This window comes from Halomonas sp. AOP22-C1-8 (assembly GCF_052378905.1).
Lineage (GTDB): Bacteria > Pseudomonadota > Gammaproteobacteria > Pseudomonadales > Halomonadaceae > Vreelandella > Vreelandella citrativorans.
In genome coordinates this window covers 1-22493 of sequence record NZ_JBQSYD010000040.1, presented here as the reverse complement: position 1 = coordinate 22493, position 22493 = coordinate 1, and the positions used below count along the sequence as shown (strand labels likewise).

The following is a 22493-nucleotide window of genomic DNA, read 5'->3' as shown; positions in this document are numbered from 1 at the left end:
CTGTAATGCTTATGGGCGGTCACATTATGAAAAGATAGATTGCTGACTGTCATCTAATCCACTCCTTGTATGATTAAATTTCAGATCAAGGTCATTGCCATCACAAGGTAGCTAACTTATACGTCTCTGCAAGGCAGAACATAGCCTTTATAACGTGGATTAAACCAACATCGCTTAAGCGATTATTAACGCTTCAACCTTCTTTAATGGGCTAAAATTTCATCAAACTCGCCAATCACCTATAACATACCTCCAAAGTTTACTGAAAACACCAACCCTATAGACAACAAGCTTTAAGTTTGTACAAATTCGAAACAAGATCTCTTCTTTCTCTATTAAAAACCATCTTTCGCCATTTGAATGCTTGACCATCTTCCATGCAAAGCCCGTAATATACGGCTACTAAAACACGAATATAACGTTACTCTATACGGACATGGCCATAAATAAACTCACTATCAAAACCTGTTGCTGCTGCCATTTCCTCCGGCTTAAGTAGCTTAATGCTACTCCTCGTTTTACGAATAAACTTCTTTTGTTCCAGTGCCGTCATACAGCGGCTAACATGGACACTAGTAATGCCTAATAGCTCACCTACTACATCCTGCGTAATAGGAAATGCGTAAACATTGGTTTTCAACAACCCTTTAAAGCAGAATCGTGCATAAATTTCTAATAAAAAATGAGCAACACGCTCTTCAGAACGGTGGTGCGTACAGCTTCTTAATCGTTCAATGGTAATATTGTCATTGACCATGATATAAGACATTATTGCTTTCCTAATACTCATATTGGTTTTGAAAAGCTCATGTATATCTTCCACCGACACTTTTTCCAGCTTACAGTTAGTAAGCGCTAATATAATAATGTCGTGATTTTCAAAGAAACTGTCCCGAATGCCTATTATATCGCCCGGCATAAATACATTACATATGTCTTGACTTCGTTTATCAGAAGCATGACAAAGGCTCGCCCACCCTTCTTTCACTACAAATATATCTGCCCGACCATCACATAAAGAAAACATTTTTTGATTTCTCTTTAATTCGACCGGTTTTTTACGCATTGCGTATAAACTTTCTATAGATTCATGTTCCAACTCCCCATATAAGCCCAGAATATTTTCCAAGGTTATATCAAAATCTGGAACGTCGAAATCATCAGCGCCGCTGTTAAAGCTTTTTCTGTCCATAACATTATAGTTTCCAGCTATTACCTTATCCATTTCTACACTCCCTGTAGTTAGACGAAGGTTATGCATGATAACCAAAAGGTAAAATATCAATACAGCCAAAAAAGGTGAAAGGCGAAAAAAATATAGTCAACGTTAAAAACATAAACAAGAATTATTTATTTTTCCTGCTTGGATAAAGAACATTACTAATTTCATTAGCCAAAAAAATTAACAATTGTTAATTCTTACATTGGCTTATATCACCGATCACCGATGTACGTTCTTTTCAGGCAACGTAGGTTTGAAAAGAATCGCTACGTTTATAAACAAACTGAATCCCACTAGGTCACAAAACAAAGATCAATTATCTTAAAGGCATCTAATAAGCATGTTAACTAATAAATACGGAATTGAACTTTATTAAATTAAACATATCAAGGATAAATACTACCAGCTGTCTTACGCTAATTATGCGGCATTAGGAGAACGACCTTATTCACGGAGAGAATAATGATGAAACGTAATATTTTTGTGGTTGCTTTAGAGGATAAGCAGCGTCATGCGATGGAAACCTTGCGTGAGGCAAAAGCATTAAACATTCATGAACTGCTTAGTGTGGATACGGCGGTTGAGGCTGAAGAGCTATCGTTTAATCAGCTTTTTGAAGAGACCAAGGCGCAACTAGACAGCTTCTCAGGGTCAATAGATGGCATTATCGCGCAGTGGGATTTTCCCACCAGTGTACTAGTTCCTCTCCTCTGCCAGCATTATGACCTTCCTTCTCCTTCCATTAAGAGCGTTTTAACGTGTGAACATAAGCTCTGGAGCCGCCTGGAGCAGCAAAAGGTGATTCCTGATGTGGTGCCTGCCTTCTGTGGTGTCGATCCTTTCAAAGATAATCCGATTGACCAGGTAACCCTCGACTTCCCCTTTTGGATAAAACCGGTAAAGGCCTTCTCTTCTCATCTGGGGTTTAAGGTGGAGAATCAGGTGCAGTTCGACCATGCAATTGAAGAAATACGCATGGGCATTCGCCAATTGGGCGACCCTTTTAACGAAGCGCTTGCGTATGCTGACCTGCCAGAGGAGATTCAAGCGCTGGATGGTAATTCCTGCATTGTTGAAGAGATCGTCAAGGGCGTACAAGCCGCCCCTGAAGGTACGGTTTTTAAGGGCGAGTTCAACGTGCACGGTATTATCTCCCAACCGAAATCGGATGGCTCTCAAACACTTTTTGATCGCTTGGAGTACCCAAGCAATCTGCCAGAACACATCCACCACAGAATGGTGGAAACCGCTAAAGCGTTTCTTACCCATATTGGCTACGACAATGGCTGCTTTAATGTTGAATTTATGTGGGACGAAGCGACTGACAAACTCTGGCTGATCGAAGTCAATACGCGCATTTCTCAGTCGCATAGCGAAATATTTGTTTTGGTTGACGGGATGTCCAACCATGAGGTGGCCATCGATATCGCTTTGGGCCAACGCCCCTCACTATTAAATCGTCAGGGCGTGGCACCTGTGGCGGCAAAATGCTTTATTCCCTACGCCCATGAAGATGGCATCGTGACGCGGGTGCCCAGCCAAGAGAACATTCAGGCGCTTCAACAGCGCCTACCGCACACCGATGTATGCCTTGATGTTGCTCCAGGCCAACGCCTTGGCGATTTACTGCATCAAGACAGTTTTTGTTATCGACTAGGCACGCTTTACATCACCGGCAACAACCACGAGGAGATCGAAGAGAATTATAAATTTTGTTTGGATTTTTTAGATTTTGAGATCAAAAAAGTGGATCTTTAAAAGGAGGTAGCATGGAAGTGATCAACGACTTTCCTTATAACGTCCGCGAGATAGAAAACGTCTTTATTCCTATGCGTGATGGCAAGCAGTTAGCCGCGCGCATCTGGCTCCCCGAGACAAGCTCGGAGTCGCCTCTTCCCGCGCTTATGGAGTACATCCCTTACCGCAAGCGCGATATTACGCGAGGCCGCGATGCATCCAATCACCCTTACCTTGCTGGTCATGGCTATGTGTGTGTTCGTGTGGATATGCGCGGTAGCGGTGACTCTGATGGCGTATTAACGGATGAGTACACGCAGCAAGAGCAGCTTGATGCGGTGGATGCGATCGAGTGGATTGCCCGCCAGGCCTGGTGCGACGGCAATGTCGGCATGATGGGTATTTCCTGGGGCGGCTTTAATAGCCTGCAAGTCGCTGCTAAACAGCCGCCTGCTCTCAAAGCCATTATCAGCCTCTGTTCAAGCGACGACCTGTATGCCGACAATATGCACTATATGGGTGGCTGCCTACTGGGAGACAATTTATCGGAAGCGACCGTAATGCTGGCGTTTAACGCCCTACCCCCGGATCCTTTGATAGTGGGCGACCGCTGGCGGGACATGTGGCATGAACGCATGGAAGACAGCGGCCTTTGGATTGACAAGTGGCTTCGCCACCAGCGCAGGGATGCGTACTGGACCACCAGCTCAGTGTGTGAAAATTATGATGCTATTCAGTGCCCGATTTATGCGATTGGTGGGTGGGCCGATGGTTTTACCAATACCGTCTTCAGATTAATGGAGCATCTTGATGTTCCACGTAAAGGTTTAATTGGCCCCTGGGGTCATAAGTACCCTCACCAGGGAATACCCGGGCCCGCCATTGGTTTTTTACAAGAAGCACTGCGCTGGTGGGATTATTGGCTGAAAGGTGATGACAACGGCATTATGGATGAACCCATGCTGCGTGCCTGGGAGCAGGATAGCGTACCACCTGACAACGCTTATGAAGACAGGCCCGGCCGCTGGTTAACAGAGTCCGAGTGGCCATCGAGTAATTTGCAAGAGCAGTGTTTTGTCTTGTCGCCTTACCGGCTTACTCCCCAAACCTGCTCAGTTGGTATGTCTGAACCTAACGTTGATCCTGTCACGATGGGGCTACAGTCGCCGTTAAGCGTTGGCTTGTCAGCCGGCAAATGGTGCTCCTATGCTGCAACACCTGACTTACCCGGCGACCAGCGCGAAGAAGACGGCGGCTCCCTTATTTTTAGTACAGATGCATTAACCGAGTCGTTAAATATCTTTGGCACGCCTTCTTTAGAGTTGGAAGTTTCCAGTAATCAGCCACAGGCCATGCTGGCTGTCAGGCTTTCTGATGTGGCGCCGGATGGGAAAGCAACTCGCGTTACCTATGGTCTTTTAAATCTTACTCATCGGGATAGTAATGAAGAACCAGCGCCGCTTGAGCCTCACCGCACTTACCGGGTGACGATAGAGATGAACGGTATTGCTCAGAAATTTCCCGCAGGACATCAATTACGCCTTTCTGTCTCAACGTCTTATTGGCCTCTTGCCTGGCTTCCTCCCAAACCTGCCCAGGTGGACATCTCCTTTAACCAGTGTGTGCTTAAACTGCCTGTACGTACCGCAGACCATCATGAGGATGGCTTAACGCACTTTGAAGCGCCCCAGTCGGCACCGCCTCTTGAGATCACTCACTTGGCACCCAGCAAGCATAATTGGTTGCTGCATCAAGATCTGGCGGCCAAAGGTTCAACGCTGGAAGTCATCAATGACCAAGGGTGCTTTCGCATTAACGATATCGGTACCGAGATTCATCGGTGCGCCCGCGAATATTACACCACGGTAGGCAATGATTTTACGTCAGCACGTGGCGAGACGATGACGGAAAGCTCGTTTCAGCGGGATGACTGGCATACAGAAGTGTATACCCGGACCGTGCTGAGCTGCACTGAAACGGACTTTATTATTCATGCCCAGATGGATGCTTATGAAGGGCAGTATCGGGTATTTTCCAAAAACTGGGAGTCTACAATTCCACGCGACCTGCTGTAGAAAAGTTGGCATGGAAAGAAGGCGGGGATTAACAAACCACCTTCCCCAACCGAGCAAAGCCGCCTACATGCATTAGGCGGCTTTTTTTGTGCATTAAAAAGTAGCAGGTTAAACGAATTTCGATAGGTAGCGCTTAACGTTTAGCGCGCTGGCCATCATCATCAGCACGCTGTAAAAATTGTGTGGTCGTAGACTCCAGATGATCCGCCAGCCAATCCGCCATGGCAATCTCTTCCTGAAGGATCTCTTTGCATACTTGAGCGACGCCCGCATGGCCCGAGCTTTCCGCAGCCTGAATCAAAGCTTTATAGTTGGCGATTTCAAAGTGCTCAAAAGCGTAACAGGCGATACTTCCTTTCATGACTTCATCGCCCATCATCATGCCGCCAAGCGCTTGACCAAAGGCGGTTATCTTACCGCCCAGATCCTTGAGGGCTGAGGTATCAATATCCAAACCAGCCATGGCCTGCTCCAAGCGATCCGACTGATGGCGGGTCTCATTTAAGTGCTGCTCAATACGCGCCTTAAGCTCAGGGTAATCAACTAATCGTTCTGCCTGCTTTTCCAGCATTTCCTCAGCTTGCTTTTCCATAGCATGCGCATCACGTAACCAGTTTTCCAAATACTTGGTTTCCAGAGACAGGGTTTCCATCGTGCTGACTCCTTTTAAATAACTGAGTTATGTATAACGACTTATTTTGACGGATCAATCTGCTCTTTCTGAGCGCCCGATTTCTCCTTTGCCATGCCGAGCGTAGGCGCCTGGCCTTCCGGCTCTGGCTGTTGGCGTGCCGTGAATTCGCTACGACCGTCAAATGAGGGGCCTTCCGCCCAGCGGCCTTTCGGCGCTTCTTTATCCAGCAAGGTATTGAGGTAGTAGTACGAATGCTGCATGGCTTCGTGATCTTCAGGGGTAGCGTTCGGTATCGGAAGGTGTGCTCCAAGTCCGCCTAACTCTTCAATGACGGCTAACCACTGCTGCTGGTGGTAGGTATCACGCGCAATCAGAAAAGAGAGGAAGTCTTTCATGCCATGGTCGTCCGTCCAGTTATAAAGACGCGATGCCAATACTCGACCACTTGCCTCCGCGGTCACGTTAGCGAGCATATCTGCCGCCACATTACCCGTGGCATAGATGTGGCTCATATCGAATGGCACGCCATTAGCATTGACCGGCACGGCAGAAAGCCCAGATGACAACAGGTGGCGTGGGTTCGCTCCGCCTAGAATGGCATTCATGACGGGATCTTCTGCGGTAGCCTCCTGGTAAGAGACGGGCGCACCTTCCAGGTTAAGCGCAACCGCATGACCAAGCATTTCGACATGCGCAAGCTCTTCTGTAGCCGTCGACATAAGAAGATCGCGAATGCGATCATCGCCCCGCGCTCCCATTGCCTGGAAGAAATATTGCATTGCTACCCGGATTTCCCCTTCTACACCGCCGATAGCCTGTTGAAGCAACATGGCAAATTCAGGATTAGGTTTATCGACTTTGACTGGATATTGCAGCTTTGCTGAATGGTGGAACATAGTACAGCCTCCTGGATTAACTGCCAGGAAGAAGACTTCCTGGCAGCAGACTTAAACGTTACGCAGTACCAGCCTCATTACTAACAGCTCCTTCTAAACAAAGCGCTTCCTTGCGAGCCCATCAAATGAAATATCTGATCGCGTTTAGTTAAGTATTGAAGGCCTCTGTACACTCCCCTTTAAGCAGCAACTTGCTTAGATGCTATTACTGACATATTTACAAGGGGCAACGTTTAAGCTAAGTGGTTATGTAAAACCTAATCGACCTGACCGGCCACCATCAGGAATTACCACCGTGGCTGTTCTCTCCACCTTTCTTACCGGCTTCGGAAGCTCGCTCCGGATCATTAGCGAAGTTACCTCCGCTCTTTTGGCCGCCTTTATGGCCGATATCTTCATAAAATTCTTTACCATGCGTTTTTGAGGTGGCTTCACCACCTTTCTGTCCTGCCTGTTCGCGACTCATTCCATTATCTTTGCGATCATTAGCCATGATTCATCTCCTTTTCATGCTTTCGGCAAAAACATATCAATCATTAACTCGATTAACCAATCGAGTAATTTGAGCGTAGCTAACCCCAAAGCCATTTCAAGAGATACGACAGATAATGGAAATCTTTAATCTTTGTCGCCACGTTGTTTTGCTGTTATTAAAATACAGCGCTAAGATAAAACAACACAGGACTAACAACGCTTTTTTCTACCGCAAGCAAAGATATAAAGAGAACGTACCCCATTACTATTTAACTTACGTAATTTTTTCGTATAACTATTTTTTAGATAAAACTGGAAGTAATAGCGTGAAAGCGATTTCAAATCATTGAAAATGAATAAAGCGATGGTTAAAGCAACCTTATTGCATACTCACGAGAATTAGTTGGGCCATGGTGCTTCCTGCTCCTGTTTTTGCAGCTGCGGGGTGCCAAGGTAGGAAAAATGAATACCAGCGCTGCCCAAGCCGGAAATGATGGTCAAGCAGCCACCAGAAAGCCTATTTTTTTATTTATCAAAAACCCAGCATAACGACCATAAGCCATTGAAACAAAACACTATACAGAATCAATGTAAGAGAATGCTTACAAAAATATCAGCGATTGACTACATCATTTCCTACCAAAGCCGTTAGAATCGTACCTGCTACGGATCGCAGTAGCTCACTTGAGTCGCGCCAGCCCATGGAAGGGTTCGGAAAGCAATATGCGAAAGGATCAAGGACGCGCGACAGGCCATGGACGGCCTTATCACCCATGTTAGATAATCTCTGCTACATTAGTATCCCGCCATTTTCAGCACCCACTTTACTCATCTTTTTTACCAGTTCTCATCGCGCCAACTAATAAGCGTTATGCCTGCCTTTATAGTTACTTCTTTATGTTTATTTTTATAGCACGCACAAAAAAGCCGCCCTTTCGGACGGCTTAATCTAATTCTCTAATGTGTTGCTTTTAACCATCTTTCGATGGTGCCGACACCAGGAGTCGAACCCGGGACCTACTGATTACAAGTCAGTTGCTCTACCAACTGAGCTATGTCGGCGCTTCACATTTTCTTGAGAAAATGATTGCTTCGCTGTTAGGCTTCGCAATCAACAAGAAATCTTGTTGGCAATGGCTGGGGTACCAGGATTCGAACCTGGGAATGCCGCTACCAAAAAGCGGTGCCTTACCACTTGGCGATACCCCAACGTTTGGTGGCCAGAGACGGAATCGAACCGCCGACACGGGGATTTTCAATCCCCTGCTCTACCAACTGAGCTATCTGGCCGCTGCCAACGGTGCGTATTAAACTAAAAACTCAGCTTTTCGTCAACACCTTTGTGAAACTTTCTTTTCTAACCGTCGCTTAGGGTTAACTCTACGGCTAACGGCGTAGGACTGAAACGCCCGTAATTCCTGCGATTGCCGCCTGTCTGAACATTCGACTACACCTGCGTAGGCGGCACATAGCCCTCGGCCTGGTCGGTGGTTTCGTTATTCAGGAAGCGTTGCATTTGATCCATCAGGTAGGCGCGCGCTTCCGGGTCGAGCATATTCAGGTGCTTTTCGTTGATTAAACGGGTCTGCAGCGCCTGCCACTCTTCCCACGCCTGCTTGGATACAGAAGCCTGGATCTCCTGGCCCTGCTTGCCGGGTAGCGGTGGAAACGGAAGAGCTGGCAGCTCTTTTTGATACTTACGACAAAAAACCGTATTACTCATTGATAACTCCTTGGTGGACAGTAACGCCGAAGGCCTTATACACGCCCGGGCGCTAAGTTAAGGGTAAAAGATGCCAGTTGACCCAGCAGCGCTTTGACAGGTGCCGCCAAGCCAAGCTCCCGGGGGTGGTTAACATCAAACCACACCCCGTGCTCTCTTACCTCACTCAGCCTATCGCAGGAAACCGGCTGAGGGGTAATCTCAAGACGAAAATGGCTAAAGGTATGCTGGAAGCCTGGCATGGCCGTCTCACGTTTAGGCGATACAACGTGTTGTTCAAGCCAGTCGTTCAGTTCACTGTGCGTGTCGAATTGCGGCAAGCTCCATAGCCCGCCCCACAAACCGCTAGGCGGGCGCTGCTCCAACCAGACGCGCCCTTGGGAATCGCGTAGCAGGAGCATAATCGTACAGCGAGTGGGCAACGCTTTCTTGGGTTTGGATTCAGGATAGCGCTGTGGCTCACCCTGAGCGTACGCCAGGCATACATCATTAAACGGGCAGCATGTGCAGTCAGGCTTACTGCGCTTACATAAGGTGGCACCAAAATCCATCATCGCCTGCGTGAAGTCCGCCAAGCGTGTGGACGGCGTGTAGTAGTCGGCCAGCGCCCACAACGTTCGTTCGACAGCAGGCTTACCGGGCCAGCCAGGAATAGCGTGTAATCGCGTTAGCGAGCGTTTTACGTTGCCATCTAAAATGGCGGCTCGGTTGCCGGTACTCTGGGCGATAATTGCGCCTGCCGTTGACCGCCCAATGCCAGGCAAAGCGACTAGCGCATCGACACTTTCAGTGGGCAGTTCGCCGTTGTGCGCCTCCAGCGCCAGCTGAGCGGCCTTATGCAGGTTGCGCGCCCGGGCGTAATAACCAAGCCCGGTCCATAAGTGCAACACCTCATCCTGAGGAGCGAGAGCGAGCGACTCAAGCGTTGGAAAGCGAGCCATAAAGCGCTCGAAGTAAGGGATCACTGTCGCCACTTGGGTCTGCTGAAGCATAATTTCCGAAACCCACACTCGGTAAGCGCTACGGGGCGACTGCCAAGGCAAGTCGTGCCGACCATACTGGTCAAACCAGGCAAGCAGGCGGCGATAAAACTCGCTTGCTCCAAGCCTTGGGGTTGGCATATCAGCCATTGGGACTCCTTCGCTAGCGTGTTCGTAACGTCTTTGGCTGAATGAGCCAATCAGCGTATACCAATAAAAAAGCGCCGGCATTTAGCCGGCGCAGACTGACTTATAGGGATGTTCAGTTGAAGAGGCGGCGAATACCTTCGCGAAGGTTTTGGCCGGCGCCTTCACCCAAGCGCTCATCCAACTGATCCAACGAACCGCCTACGCGCTCCTCAAGCTCCGTAGTCACACGGTTTCCAGCTTCGTTACGCAACAGGTTAACCACGGCGGTCTGAAAAGCGTCTCGATCAATGCGGCACCATTCGCTGGTTGCATCGCCAATGTGGCCCTCACAGCGAACGGGCAGCGGCAACTGCTCCAGGCGAGGGTTCACTTCACAGGCAGCATCGGCGGTATTCGCTAACCGTGCATCTGCACGCGTATCAAAGTTCAGGCTGTTGAAATTCAGCTCGCCCTTTCCGTTAACTTCGATCCCCGGCAGGGTGATGTTCAGGTTGTCACTGCTCATGACGCCATTACGTATCTGGAACGTCGCATCAAAACGCTCGAAGCGCGTATCGTTATGCCAGTCGCGGACGGTTCCTTCGCCTTCTACCTGGGCTGCCAGTTCACACATCTGCTGAGAAATATTAATATCTAAAATCGCACCTTCATTAAGGCGCCCATCCAACTGTCCATTCAGGTTGCTGACCAACGCTTCACGGGTATTGCCACGGGACGTTAGCTCGCCATCCAGATGCAAGCGTCCTCTCAGCGGAGAAGGCTCGTCCTCATCACTGAGTGCTTCAATCAACGATGCCATTTGCACATTATTAATGGTCGGGGCCAGCGCCCACTCCATTACCTGCTCGCGGGCATCCAACTGGCCTGAAGCACTAAGTTCTCCGCCATAAAAGCGCGCGTCAAAGGCGGTCAGTTGCTGAAGGCCTTCCTCACCTTGTAGCTGCAAGCGCGTGTCATTAAAGGTAAGACCTCCCAGCAGAAGTGTATCGACACGTAGGTCGCCCTCCATTGACAACTCACTGAGCCATGCTTGCGGCAGAAACGTCTCTGCACTCTGGGCAAACGCCCTGCGCAATAAGCCTAAACTTGCCTGCTGAGACGTTGCGGGACCTGGAAGATAATGATCAACATTCAGGTTATCGCCTTCCAGATCAAACGTTAACTGCGACCCATCCAGCGCGGCAGCAACTTGCCCTGTAAAGGTGCTGTCATCGACAACCAGCGATAGCCGAGGTAGCGATACGTGCTGCTCATCCCCTTCAATGGGGCTGGTCATGGCGATATCGCTAAGCGCTGCCTCGCTAGTGGTATTCAATTCAACGCCTGTACGAGTCAACCACGGACGCAGCGTAAAAGGCGCGGCGGTCATCTGGCCACGATATTGAGGAGCATCAAACATCTGCTCGACATTCAGGTGGCCACTCACGCGCAGACCATCAGGCCCGGTCAGCTGTAGCTCCTTTAGCTGTGCGGTTTGCGCCTGCCAGTTACTTTCCAAACCAAAGGCTAGCGCCAACGCTAAACTCCCCTGCCATTTTTCAGGGTCCTGCAGGCCAGCTTCTAGTACGCCTTCGGTAATACTTAACTGCTTCTCTTCCATACGTGCGACGATTTCAGCCGCCCTTAAACCAAGCCGCTGGGGCTCACTGTCTGGGTGCAAACGTGTGTTTGTACTTAAACGGGTATTTTCCAGTACCACGCTGTCTTCTGCGAGCTTAAGGCGCATGCGTGTTTCAAGGTCAATATCGGTGGTTAAATCCGGCGTGCGCTCCAGCACTTCAGCATCCAAACGATTATGTTTGGTTAGCGTAAACATGGCTTTTAAAGGGAAAGGACTTACCGGATTGACGTTGCTGCCGGAAACATTCAGCGACTGCAGGCGCCACAGCGCTTGGCTTTGCGCATCGCGAAAACGAATATCGGCGTCTTTTACTTCAACACTGGCGATGTTCAATACAACGGAAAGGTTGCCCGCATCGGCATTCGGCCCTGCGCTTGCTGGCGCCAGCACGGTTTGTGCTTTTTCATCGCTACCTTCAGCCAAACGCTCGACCAGCGGCTCCCAGTTGCCTTCACCTGCCTCGTCCCGCTCAAGGTTTAGGCGCATGCCGTCCAGCGTTAAGCCGTCAACTGCAATTTCGCCGCGCAATAATGGCGCAAAAGCGACGCTGACCTCGGCGCGCTGTATAGAAGCAAACGATGTATCTTCTTCCGATTGCTCGGGCAGCCAGGCACGCGCTTGCTCAACGCTTACCCCAATGCGTGGATAGAAAGACCATGTGATCGGCCCATCAAGCGCCAGGTGCAGCCCCGTATGCTCTTCCACAACGGACGTCAGGCGTGGCTTGAAATCTTCGGGGTCAAGAAAGGTGGTCACATAAACCACCGCCGCCACCCCTACAATGGCGAGAATGCCGACAGCAGCCAGCAAAATACGTAATAACTGTTTCATTACCCTTTCCCTTGTGGGTCTAACTCAACAAAATTGCTGGTAAGAGGTTGATCCGATGTGGGTCTTTCGGCACTGGTGCCAGGGCGATAGCCAAGCTTGGAGAGCAGCACCTGGTCGGCCAACGGTAGCGATGAGATGTCAATACGCAGTTTACGCCCCTCTTGCTTGGCCTGTTCACCCAGCAACGCCATTAGCCGCGAGCCAACGCCGCGGCGGCGTGTGGTTTTGCGTACACATAGCTCTGAAAGCCACCATGCTCGGTCTTGCCCTTCTTGAATAGCCGCCGCCCCCAACAAACGATCATTAAAGTGCGCACAAGCAAAAAAGTGCTTCGCTTTTAAATGTTGCTCTATAAAAGGCAGGACCGCTTGAGCAGGCACTCGCTCTTTCGGTGCATCCTCATAAATGCGTATCAAATCGAGACGCACTTGCTCATCGTTCTCCCAACAGGCTTGGTCGACGCGCTCCAGTGTCACCGGCATGATGAACTCCTCTTCGCCAAAGCAGCAAAACTGCTATTTTTAATGCCTAAAAGGGCGGCTACATTGCGCGCATTGTAGCGGATGGGGGCGCCGATTCTCTATAATGATCGCTTTGCCGCAGATATATGTCCTAATAACAGAGCGATGAAACAGTGCGACCCATCGCCTTCCCTTCAGAATGCGCTAGAGCGCAGGAGATGCAACATGGCAGCGCGTATTGCCACGGTTAGCCGTGATACCAATGAAACCCAGATCACCGTCAGCGTCAATCTGGATGGCGAAGGCCTCCTTCGCTGCGAGACGGGCGTTCCCTTTCTGGATCATATGCTTGATCAGGTTGCACGCCACGGGATGATAGACCTTGATATCCTCGCCAAAGGCGATTTGCATATTGATGAACACCATACCGTTGAAGATCTGGGCATTACTCTGGGCCAGGCATTTAATGAAGCGATTGGCGACAAGCGCGGCATTTATCGCTATGGCCATGCGTATGTGCCGCTGGATGAAGCACTCTCCCGCGTGGTGATCGACTTCTCTGGTCGGCCCGGCCTTTATATGGATGTCGAGTTTACGCGCGCAACCATAGGCCGTCTTGACACCCAGCTGTTCTGGGAGTTTTTTCAAGGGTTCGTTAATCATGCGCGCGTCACGTTGCATATTGACAACATTAAAGGCTTTAACGCTCACCACCAGGCCGAAACAATTTTTAAAGCCTTTGGACGCGCTCTACGCATGGCGGTGGCAGAAGATCCACGCATGGTGGGGCAGATGCCTTCCACCAAAGGGAGCCTGTAATGGCGGGCTGTCGTACATATATCAGTACATATATCAGTACAGTAAACAGCTCAGGTAACCGTTCGTTCACTCGATCAAGGAGCGCTTCATGACTATTGCGGTAATCGACTACGGGATGGGTAATCTACATTCTGTCGCGAAGGCGCTTGAACATGTAACGCACGAGAACGTCATTATCACCCGTGACCCGCGGCGCATTTTAGGCGCCACCCGCCTGGTACTGCCAGGCCAGGGCGCTATTCGCGACTGTGTGGGTGAACTTGAACGCACGGAGCTGCGTGGTTTGGTTGATGATGTGCTAACACGTCAGGCGAAACCGTTGCTGGGCATTTGCGTGGGTCAGCAAATGTTAATGGAGCGAAGCGAAGAGAACGGCGGCGTCGACTGTCTGGGCTTCTTCAAGGGCAGCGTGGATCGCTTTCCGACCACGATGCGCGACGCGCACGAACAGCGTTTAAAAGTGCCGCACATGGGTTGGAACCTGGTGGAACAAAGCCATGACCATCCGCTATGGGCAGGCATTGATAACAACGAGCACTTCTACTTTGTGCACAGTTATTACGGGAATGCTGCCGACGATGCCCAGGTTTTTGGCACCACGCATTATGGCGATGTCAGTGCCCACGTGGCGATTGGCCGCGACGCCACCTTTGCCGTACAGTTCCACCCGGAAAAAAGCTCCCGAGCAGGCCTACGCTTACTCGAAAACTTTGTCACCTGGACGCCCTAAGAGGTTTAGTTATGTTGGTAATTCCTGCGATTGATCTCAAAGACGGCCAGTGTGTGCGGTTGAAACAGGGGCGTATGGATGATGCGACCTCTTACGGCGATGATCCCGTCGCTATGGCCGCGCGCTGGGTAGAAGCTGGCGCGCGCCGCCTTCATCTGGTCGATTTGAATGGCGCGTTTGAAGGCAAGCCGGTCAATGGCGATGCCGTGACGGCCATCGCACGTGCCTATCCCAACCTGCCCATTCAAATTGGCGGCGGCATTCGTACTGCTGAAACCATTGAGCACTACCTGAAGGCAGGCGTATCTTACGTGATTATCGGCACCAAGGCGGTTAAAGAGCCCGCGTTTGTGGGTGAAATGTGCCGCGCTTTCCCAGGTCGCGTGATTGTTGGCTTGGACGCTAAAGACGGCTTCGTGGCCACCGACGGCTGGGCAGAAGTTTCAAGCGTTAAAGCCGTCGACTTGGCGAAGCGGTTTGCTGATGACGGCGTCTCCAGCATCGTCTATACCGACATTGCCCGTGACGGCATGATGCAAGGCGTTAACGTTGAAGCAACGGCTCAGTTGGCTCGCGAAGGCGGCCTACCGGTCATCGCCTCTGGGGGCGTGACCAATCTGGATGACATTAAAGCGCTGTGCGATGTCGCCGATAGCGGTATTTTAGGCGCCATTACCGGTCGTGCCATTTACGAAGGCAGCCTGGATGTGGCTGAAGCACAACGTCTTAGCGACCAGCTAACAGGAGGCGGAGCGTGAGCTTATCCAAGCGTATAATTCCCTGCCTGGACGTTGATGCTGGGCGAGTGGTGAAAGGCGTCAACTTTGTCGGCATTCGTGACGCAGGCGACCCGGTCGAGATTGCCCAGCGCTATAACCAGCAGGGTGCCGATGAAATTACCTTTCTGGATATTACCGCTAGCCACGAAGGCCGCGACACTACTGTCGAAATGGTCGAACGCATCGCAGGGGAAGTGTTTATTCCGCTGACGGTGGGTGGCGGTATTCGCAGCTGTGACGATATTCGTACAATGCTGAATGCAGGCGCGGATAAAGTGTCGATCAACACCGCCGCCGTTACGAATCCTGAATTTGTTCGCGAAGCTGCGGAACGCTTTGGCAGCCAGTGCATCGTAGTGGCGATTGATGCCAAGCGCGTCTCCAATGAAGGCGAGCCGCCGCGCTGGGAGATTTTCACGCATGGCGGCCGCCGCCCAACCGGGCTTGATGCGGTGGAGTGGGCCAAAAAAATGGTCGAGTTTGGCGCGGGCGAGCTGCTGCTCACTAGCATGGACCGTGATGGCACCAAAATCGGCTTTGACCTTGGCGTGACCCACGCGATTTCAGAAGCCGTGAGCGTGCCAGTGATTGCATCTGGCGGCGTGGGCAATCTGGATCACCTGGTGGACGGCGTATTGAAAGGTGGTGCGGATGCGGTGCTGGCCGCCAGTATTTTCCACTTTGGAGAGCATACGATCCCTGAAGCAAAGCGCTATATGGCAGAACGCGGTATCGAGATGCGTCTGTAACATTTTTGTTGCCCAGTCCCTTTTTAGGAGTATTACATGCCCCGTTGTTTCCCATGGTTGGGAGGGCTAACTGGTTTATGGCTGAGCGCATCTGCCTCAGCCTTCACCTTACCGGACTGGCCTCCGACGCTTGAGCTGGACCATACGCTGGTGCAAACCAGCCTGTTAACCCGCCACTTTGATCCACAGCCAGATCATAACAATCAGCAGAATTTGATCGGCATTGAGTTACATAACCCGGAGCGTTGGCTGGCAGGTACGGCGTGGTTTAAAAACTCGTATAATCAGCCCACCTGGTACGTTTATGCCGGGCGTGAATTCCCCCTTTGGCAGTTCAAAGAGATTAACGTCAGGGCCAAACTCACCGGTGGGCTCCTGCATGGCTATAAAGGTGAGTATCGGGACAAAATCCCTCTCAACCACCTTGAAACCGCACCCGCCCTGCTGCCCAGCATTGGTATGCAGTGGGGGCACTTTGAGTCTGACCTCATCATTTTCGGCACCGCTGGCATGATGGTAACCGCAGGCCTGCGCTTTTAGGCAGGCCAAGCCTCACTCATCATCTTCCTCAAGGCTAAGGCCCAGATTACTAATACCGCCGTTACGCCCTAGCGTGCGTATTTCCTTAAGCGCGGCTTTGTTTAGCGGTTCACTGAGCGCTTCCAAAACCGCGTCCTGAAAATCATTTTCGTCGGCCATTAACGGATGGTCCCGAATCAGTAAAGCAAGCTTTTGGGCATCCTCTTCGCCTTCAGTAAGTTCGATAAAGGCACGTACCCCGGCACGTGACGTACGGCTCACATCCAGCACGGCTTCGGGAGAGTCGCCTTGCAGTGTGTCCAACAACGCCGACAGGGAAACCACCGCGTCCAGCGCACGACGCGCACCAAAACTTTCATCGTCAGCAGGCGGTTCGCACTCCGCCAACTTTTCCGCCTGACGCGCAAAATCAATGCTCGCGTTGGGCACGCTTAAGCGCTCCCAAACCAGGCTAATTACGGTACGCAGCGTGTGAATATCCCCTTGGCCAGTGGTCTGCTCGTACAGGGCGTAATTAGGCAGCAGGCGCTCACATAATGCAGCCATAAACGCTTGCTGAGCCGGTAGCGGAAGCAGTTGCAACTGCTGGTAAAATCCTGGGGGCTTGGACGCCATACTGATTTCCTAACGCGTGATATTGGTGAAATGGGGGCAATACGTTATGGTCGAACTCGCGCTGTCATTAACACTGACAGCCTTTACTGTGTAAGGCCGGCGAGGAGATTACCATGCATATTCATTTGCTACAGCACGGCGCTGATCATGCTCCCGCCCGCTTAACGGATTGGTTAAGCAGTATGGGACATAGTTACACTATTTTTCATCTTTATGCCGACGAGTTAACGCCTCGTCCGGCAGAAAGCGATGCGTTAATCGTGCTGGATGGCCCTGAAACGTTTATAGATCAGCCGCCTGCCTGGTTTAAAGCCGAAAACAAATTGATTAACCGTTATCTTGATGGTCAAAAGCCCATGATGGGCATTGGCCTGGGGGCCCTGTGGATCGCTCAGGCACTTGAGGCAATCATCGCTCCAGGTACGTATCCCGAAAGAGGTTGGCATACCGTATCGCTGGCCCCAGAAAGCCCGTTTGACTTACCCGAGAAGTTTGAAGCCTTTATGTGGCATCGTTATGTATTTAGCTTGCCCGATAATGCATTGCCGTTGGGCGGCAGTGCGGCGGCACCGCTGCAAGGCTTTAGCTGGGACAGCGGCCGCGTCATCGGTTTGCTTTGCCTTTTTGAGGTAACGCTTGCCAATGTGAAAAAGCGACTTGAGTATGCCGAGCCCACTACGCCTACCTCTTCCGCAGCAGACCGCTTTCGCCAGGAAAGTAGTCAGATCCTGGAAGACGCAACGCGCTTTCATCAGCTGGCACCGCTGCTTGATCGCATCATGACGCAATGGCTTAGAGTGAGCTAACCACGCCGAAAGATAGCCACTAGGCGCTCCACTGCTTAGCGGCCTCCCAACAGCTGTCCCAATCCCCCACATGAAGTTCTGGCGCCGCTGTCGCTCGCTGTTTCAGGCACTCTCTCAAGCACTATCCCACCACCTCGATCAGCGCCTCGCTCTCACGGGCTTTCATGACGCCAAACGGCTGAAGCGATAAGCCGAACTCGCGGCCAATGCGTTCAACATCATCTTGCCAAGCAGGGTCGACACTTAGTAGTAAGCCGCCTGACGTTTGCGGGTCGCATAGCCACTGCCAGTGAGCTTCATCCATATCAGGCAAGCTTTTACCTAAGGCATCGCGGTTGCGCCGTGTGCCGCCGGGAACGGCCCCTTGACGACGATAGGTTTCTGCCTGAGCCAGCCGAGGTAGGCGGCGAAAATCTATCTGGGCCATGACGTTGCTTGCGCTGCATATTTCCGACAAATGCCCCGCTAAGCCAAACCCGGTAACGTCGGTCATGGCATTAAGGCCTTTTACATCGGCAAGCTTGACGCCGATACGGTTGGATTTAAGCATGGTTTCCCGAGCCAACCCGTGATGCCCTGCTTCCAGCAGGCCTTGCTTCTCTGCAGTGGTCAGCAGCCCAACGCCTAACGGCTTGGTCAAAAACAGCAGATCACCCGGCTTAGCGCGGCTATTGAGCTTTAGCTTGTCCAGGTCGACCAGCCCATTCACTGCCAGGCCAAAAATGGGCTCGGGCGCATCAATCGAATGGCCTCCCGCCAAGGCGACACCCAGCTCACGGCAAACGCCCTGGGCGCCGGCAATGACATCGCCGGCAATCTCCGCGCTCAACTTGTCTAATGGCCAGCCGAGAATACTCAGCGCCATGACCGGCGTACCGCCCATGGCGTAAATATCACTGATGGCGTTCGTGGCAGCAATTCGCCCAAAATCAAACGGGTCATCGACAATCGGCATAAAGAAGTCGGTAGTGGCAATCATGCCTCGCCCATCGCCCAGGTCATAGACAGCGGCATCTTCGCGTCCTTGATTGCCCACAATGAGCTGCTTATGCCCGGCTACCGGCCCCGCTTTGGCGAGAATGCTGTCCAGTACATCCGGGGCTATTTTACAGCCACAGCCTGCGCCATGACTGTATTGGGTTAGGCGAATTGAGCTCATTGTGTCTCTCCTTGGCACTGCTTGTCTTTAGAACAGTTGTTATAACAGCCTGAATAACAATTCTTATAGCGTAGCCTACTTAAAGCGCCTCTAGCGCGTCGCTAAGCTTATCGACGACAATGACTTCCATCCCCTTGGGTGACTGCTTGGGTGCATTCGCACGAGGTACAATGGCACGTAAAAAACCGTGTTTGGCGGCCTCGGCAATACGCTCCTGCCCACTGGGTACCGGGCGTATTTCACCAGAAAGCCCCACTTCGCCAAACACTACCAGTTCCTTGGGTAACGCGCGGTTTTGTAGGCTGGAGACGACCGCAAGCAGTACGGCCAGGTCCGCGCTGGTCTCCAATACTTTCACCCCGCCCACCACGTTCAGGAAAACATCCTGGTCGCCGGTAAAAAGACCGCCATGGCGGTTGAGCACGGCCAGCAGCATGGCTAAACGGTTTTGGTCTACCCCAACCGCCACACGGCGTGGATTCCCCAAAGCGGATTCATCAACCAGCGCCTGTACTTCGACAAGAATAGGGCGAGTGCCTTCCCACACCACCATGACAAGGCTGCCTGGCGCTTGCTCTTCCTGGCGCGAGAGAAAAATGGCACTGGGGTTTTTAACCTCTTTTAAGCCTTGCTCCAGCATGGCGAAGACGCCCAGCTCATTCACCGCACCAAAGCGGTTCTTCTGACCGCGCAGGGTTCTAAAGCGGGAGTCAGCGCCACCTTCCAGCAAAAGCGACGCATCGATCATGTGTTCCAGCACCTTGGGGCCTGCCAGCGTGCCATCTTTGGTGACATGGCCCACCAGCAACAGCACCGTATTGGTTTGCTTGGCAAAGCGGGTAAGCGCAGCGGCGGACTCACGTACCTGGGCCACCCCGCCCGGTGCCGAGCTAATATCCTCCAGATGCATGGTTTGGATAGAGTCGATCACCAATATTTCAGGCTTCTCACGTTCAGCCACGGCCAGGATGGTCTCAACGCTGGTTTCCGCAAGCATTTTCAAGCCGCTGGTAGGCAGCTGCAGGCGATGGGCACGCATGGCGACCTGAGACAATGACTCTTCACCGGTGACATACAAAATGCGCCGCTGCTGGGCCAGCTTACAGGCCGTTTGCAGCAGTAGCGTGGACTTACCCGCACCAGGGTTACCCCCAAGCAGTACCGCAGAACCCGGCACCAAGCCACCGCCCAACACACGGTCAAACTCATTAAAGGTGGAGCTTAGCCGTGGCACTTCACTTAGGTCGACATTGCTTAAATCAACCACATCCCGGGAGAGGTCACCCGCATAACCTCCCCGACCTGACCCACTGCTTCCGCTTCCGGGCCGCGCACTGGCCAGGCGAATTTCGCTCAGCGTATTCCACTCGTTACAACTGGAGCACTGGCCCTGCCACTTGCGATACTCCGCGCCGCACTCGGTACATACAAAGGCACTTTTGGCTTTAGCCACCGCGCTGATACTCCCGTTGATATTAACTCTTTGTCACTATTACCAGACTATAAAATACAAAAGGCGGCCAATGGCCGCCTTAGGATGTTACTGCTTACTTACTGACGCTGTAGCTGCAACATTTCGCCATTTTCAAAGCGACGACGCTCTGGATCAATTAGCTCCAGCGTACGTTCATCAATACGTTGAAAGTAGTAAATTTGGCCGTCGCCATTGGGCGTCAACTCGTACACAGAGGCATCGGGATCAGACGGCGTGCCGCTCAACACTTCCCAGTTACCTGCGTAGTTTTCCGGCGGAGGCGTTTGAGGGTGATTGCGATACGTCGCATCCAGTGTGAAAGTACGCTCATCAGGTGTGCTTGTTTCTTCGCCCACCATGGTAACGTCCAGATCAATACCATCACAGTTACGGCAAGGCAGTGTGCCTTGGTAGCGCTGTTGTGACGCACTAACGCCTGCGTCACTTTCCTGGGCCGAAGGGCCGCCGGTCGCACAGCCTGCCAACAATGCCAACATAGCCGAACCGGCTAGCAAACTCCTGAATTGCATGGGGTGTCTCCTTATCGTGTTGGTCATACATTTCTTTCGCGCGATTATGACAGCATAACCGTTACAAGGTGCAACGCACACCCCTGATTGCAAGGGGAATGCTTGCGCTTAAGCGAGCATCAAGCGACCATGGCCTATTATGCAAGGATAATCAGGTTACCCACATGAGCCAATACTGGAGTCCCGCTGTTAAAGCGCTAACCCCTTATATACCCGGGGAGCAGCCGCGTGAGCGTATTATCAAGCTCAATACCAATGAAAACCCTTACCCGCCAGCGCCAAGCGTCGGCCAGGCACTGCGTGACTACGCGACCGACCATTTGCGTCTCTATCCCGACCCAACGTCTGCCGCACTGCGTTCAAAACTTGCTGAAACGTATGGCGTTGAAAGCCAGCAGGTATTTGTGGGCAATGGTTCAGATGAGGTGCTAGCGTTGGCTTTTCAAGCCTTCTTCTGTCACGGCGCACCGCTTGATGCCCCATCGATTACCTATAGTTTTTATCCGGTATACGCCAACCTCTATAACGTTGAGCTACGCACTCATCCACTCAATGAGCAGTGGGAAGTTGATCTGGAGGCGCTGGGAACCGCGTCGGCGCGTAGCGGAGTGATTTTTGCCAATCCGAATGCGCCTACCGGGCATGCGCATTCGCTTGAGGATATTGAAACACTACTCAAGCGAGTAACGGATCGCGTTGTATTGGTTGATGAAGCGTATGTCGACTTTGGCGCCGAAAGCGCGATTGCATTAATTGATCGCTATCCAAATTTACTAGTGACGGGCACGTTCTCCAAATCGCGCAGCCTAGCCGGCTTACGCTTGGGCTACGCCATTGGCTCAATGGAGTTGATTGATGGCCTGCACCGCGTTAAGGACTCGTTTAACTCCTACCCGGTAGATAGCCTGGCAAGCCTTGTAGGTATTGCTGCACTTGACGATAAAGCGCACTTTGACGCAAGCCGGGAGCGCGTGATTACAACCCGTGAACGCACCCGTCAGCGTCTTGAAGCATTAGGATTTGAGGTATTACCCTCCAAGGCTAATTTTGTGCTTGCCCAACATCCTGAGCATGCAGGCACTCAACTGTTTGCGGGCCTTCGCGAACGCGGCATTCTCGTACGCCACTTCAATACCTCTGAGCTTAATAACTTCCTGCGCATTACCATCGGCACTGACGATGAGATGGATAGCCTGATAGAGGCGCTGGAAGCGATCTGCGGCTAGTTCGCTCGCCATACAACGTTAAATGCCCTGTCGCGCGGGGCGCTACAGGGCATTTTTGTAGGCATAGTTTTGTAAGCATAAGCTTCAGCCACCGCTTTTCATTTTCCACGCATAAAAAAATCCCCCGCGGCCTGAGCTCCGGGGGATTTTTCACAATAAGTGCCTGACGATGACCGGGGCGGCCATCCGCCGGCCGGCGCTCCGGGACTCTCGCATGGGGAGATCTTTTTCTTTCTTCCACGCACACAAAAAACCCAGCCGA

Annotated in this window: 21 protein-coding genes and 3 tRNA genes; 9 read left to right on the top strand and 15 right to left on the bottom strand. The window is 51.7% G+C overall.

Annotated features, from left to right (window positions below):
- Window positions 1-421: 421 nt before the first annotated feature.
- Window positions 422-1225 carry a Crp/Fnr family transcriptional regulator gene (locus ACT3TY_RS16705; protein WP_444628954.1) on the bottom strand — a complete coding sequence of 268 codons (804 nt, stop codon included), beginning with the start codon at window positions 1223-1225 and terminating at the stop codon, window positions 422-424.
- A 459-nt stretch (window positions 1226-1684) separates the two neighbouring features.
- On the opposite strand from ACT3TY_RS16705, the gene ACT3TY_RS16700 reads away from it, so the two are divergent.
- Both ACT3TY_RS16700 and ACT3TY_RS16695 read left to right on the top strand, forming a co-directional pair.
- Window positions 1685-2980, top strand: coding sequence for an ATP-grasp domain-containing protein (locus ACT3TY_RS16700; protein WP_444628953.1), 1296 nt, complete (start codon window positions 1685-1687; stop codon window positions 2978-2980).
- A gap of 11 nt (window positions 2981-2991) precedes the next feature.
- Entirely contained in the window at window positions 2992-5034 is a 2043-nt protein-coding gene (locus ACT3TY_RS16695; RefSeq protein ID WP_444628952.1) for a CocE/NonD family hydrolase, read from the top strand.
- Window positions 5035-5167: 133 nt separating this feature from the next.
- Here the strand turns inward: ACT3TY_RS16695 and ACT3TY_RS16690 are convergent, their stop codons facing one another.
- From ACT3TY_RS16690 to ACT3TY_RS16645, 10 genes are all read right to left on the bottom strand, one after another.
- Window positions 5168-5686, bottom strand: a complete 519-nt coding sequence (locus ACT3TY_RS16690) for a ferritin-like domain-containing protein (RefSeq protein WP_444628951.1) — start codon at window positions 5684-5686, stop codon at window positions 5168-5170.
- A 41-nt stretch (window positions 5687-5727) separates the two neighbouring features.
- The gene (locus tag ACT3TY_RS16685) at window positions 5728-6564 is read right to left on the bottom strand and encodes a manganese catalase family protein (protein ID WP_444628950.1); all 837 of its coding nucleotides are present in this window, start codon (window positions 6562-6564) and stop codon (window positions 5728-5730) included.
- A gap of 280 nt (window positions 6565-6844) precedes the next feature.
- Window positions 6845-7057: a general stress protein gene (locus ACT3TY_RS16680; RefSeq protein WP_172117339.1), complete on the bottom strand. Its 213-nt coding sequence runs from the start codon at window positions 7055-7057 to the stop codon at window positions 6845-6847.
- Between the two features lie 967 nt (window positions 7058-8024).
- Window positions 8025-8100, bottom strand: a tRNA-Thr gene (locus ACT3TY_RS16675).
- Between the two features lie 72 nt (window positions 8101-8172).
- Window positions 8173-8247: transfer RNA gene (locus tag ACT3TY_RS16670), tRNA-Gln, on the bottom strand.
- Between the two features lie 5 nt (window positions 8248-8252).
- Window positions 8253-8328 (bottom strand) — tRNA-Phe (locus ACT3TY_RS16665).
- Window positions 8329-8485: 157 nt separating this feature from the next.
- The gene (locus tag ACT3TY_RS16660) at window positions 8486-8761 is read right to left on the bottom strand and encodes an oxidative damage protection protein (protein ID WP_087108543.1); all 276 of its coding nucleotides are present in this window, start codon (window positions 8759-8761) and stop codon (window positions 8486-8488) included.
- Window positions 8762-8796: 35 nt separating this feature from the next.
- Entirely contained in the window at window positions 8797-9891 is a 1095-nt protein-coding gene (gene mutY, locus ACT3TY_RS16655) for an A/G-specific adenine glycosylase (protein ID WP_444628949.1), read from the bottom strand.
- A gap of 112 nt (window positions 9892-10003) precedes the next feature.
- Window positions 10004-12343, bottom strand: coding sequence for an AsmA family protein (locus tag ACT3TY_RS16650; RefSeq protein WP_444628948.1), 2340 nt, complete (start codon window positions 12341-12343; stop codon window positions 10004-10006).
- Window positions 12343-12825, bottom strand: coding sequence for an acetyl-CoA sensor PanZ family protein (locus ACT3TY_RS16645; protein ID WP_444628947.1), 483 nt, complete (start codon window positions 12823-12825; stop codon window positions 12343-12345). The genes ACT3TY_RS16650 and ACT3TY_RS16645 overlap by 1 nt, the downstream gene beginning before the upstream one ends.
- A 204-nt stretch (window positions 12826-13029) precedes the next feature.
- Here ACT3TY_RS16645 and hisB point away from each other — a divergent pair, with 204 nt between their 5' ends.
- From hisB to ACT3TY_RS16620, 5 genes are all read left to right on the top strand, one after another.
- Window positions 13030-13623: an imidazoleglycerol-phosphate dehydratase HisB gene (gene hisB / locus ACT3TY_RS16640; RefSeq protein WP_193054343.1), complete on the top strand. Its 594-nt coding sequence runs from the start codon at window positions 13030-13032 to the stop codon at window positions 13621-13623.
- Window positions 13624-13711: 88 nt separating this feature from the next.
- On the top strand, window positions 13712-14353 hold the full coding sequence (gene hisH / locus ACT3TY_RS16635) for an imidazole glycerol phosphate synthase subunit HisH (RefSeq protein WP_444628946.1): 642 nt from the start codon (window positions 13712-13714) through the stop codon (window positions 14351-14353).
- An 11-nt stretch (window positions 14354-14364) separates the two neighbouring features.
- Window positions 14365-15111: a 1-(5-phosphoribosyl)-5-[(5-phosphoribosylamino)methylideneamino]imidazole-4-carboxamide isomerase gene (gene hisA, locus ACT3TY_RS16630; RefSeq protein WP_441679883.1), complete on the top strand. Its 747-nt coding sequence runs from the start codon at window positions 14365-14367 to the stop codon at window positions 15109-15111.
- Window positions 15108-15881, top strand: coding sequence for an imidazole glycerol phosphate synthase subunit HisF (gene hisF / locus ACT3TY_RS16625; protein WP_172118880.1), 774 nt, complete (start codon window positions 15108-15110; stop codon window positions 15879-15881). The genes hisA and hisF overlap by 4 nt, the downstream gene beginning before the upstream one ends.
- Window positions 15882-15917: 36 nt before the next feature.
- Window positions 15918-16421: a hypothetical protein gene (locus ACT3TY_RS16620; protein WP_444628945.1), complete on the top strand. Its 504-nt coding sequence runs from the start codon at window positions 15918-15920 to the stop codon at window positions 16419-16421.
- 12 nt (window positions 16422-16433) lie between these two features.
- Here the strand turns inward: ACT3TY_RS16620 and ACT3TY_RS16615 are convergent, their stop codons facing one another.
- Complete coding sequence (locus ACT3TY_RS16615; protein WP_444628944.1) at window positions 16434-17036, bottom strand: YjaG family protein; 603 nt, start codon at window positions 17034-17036, stop codon at window positions 16434-16436.
- A gap of 113 nt (window positions 17037-17149) precedes the next feature.
- Between ACT3TY_RS16615 and ACT3TY_RS16610 the strand changes: the two genes are divergently transcribed.
- A complete protein-coding gene (locus tag ACT3TY_RS16610; RefSeq protein ID WP_444628943.1) occupies window positions 17150-17842 on the top strand; it encodes a type 1 glutamine amidotransferase in 693 nt (230 codons plus the stop codon).
- Window positions 17843-17963: 121 nt separating this feature from the next.
- Here ACT3TY_RS16610 and selD read toward each other — a convergent pair whose 3' ends face one another.
- The 3 genes from selD to ACT3TY_RS16595 all read right to left on the bottom strand — a co-directional run bounded on the left by selD (window position 17964) and on the right by ACT3TY_RS16595 (window position 21005).
- Complete coding sequence (gene selD / locus ACT3TY_RS16605) at window positions 17964-19001, bottom strand: selenide, water dikinase SelD (protein ID WP_444628942.1); 1038 nt, start codon at window positions 18999-19001, stop codon at window positions 17964-17966.
- A 79-nt stretch (window positions 19002-19080) separates the two neighbouring features.
- Window positions 19081-20454, bottom strand: a complete 1374-nt coding sequence (gene radA, locus ACT3TY_RS16600) for a DNA repair protein RadA (RefSeq protein ID WP_441679873.1) — start codon at window positions 20452-20454, stop codon at window positions 19081-19083.
- Window positions 20455-20552: 98 nt separating this feature from the next.
- Window positions 20553-21005, bottom strand: a complete 453-nt coding sequence (locus tag ACT3TY_RS16595; RefSeq protein ID WP_193057399.1) for a copper resistance protein NlpE N-terminal domain-containing protein — start codon at window positions 21003-21005, stop codon at window positions 20553-20555.
- Between the two features lie 164 nt (window positions 21006-21169).
- Between ACT3TY_RS16595 and hisC the strand changes: the two genes are divergently transcribed.
- A complete protein-coding gene (hisC, locus tag ACT3TY_RS16590; protein WP_441679871.1) occupies window positions 21170-22231 on the top strand; it encodes a histidinol-phosphate transaminase in 1062 nt (353 codons plus the stop codon).
- The last annotated feature ends 262 nt before the right edge of the window (window positions 22232-22493 follow it).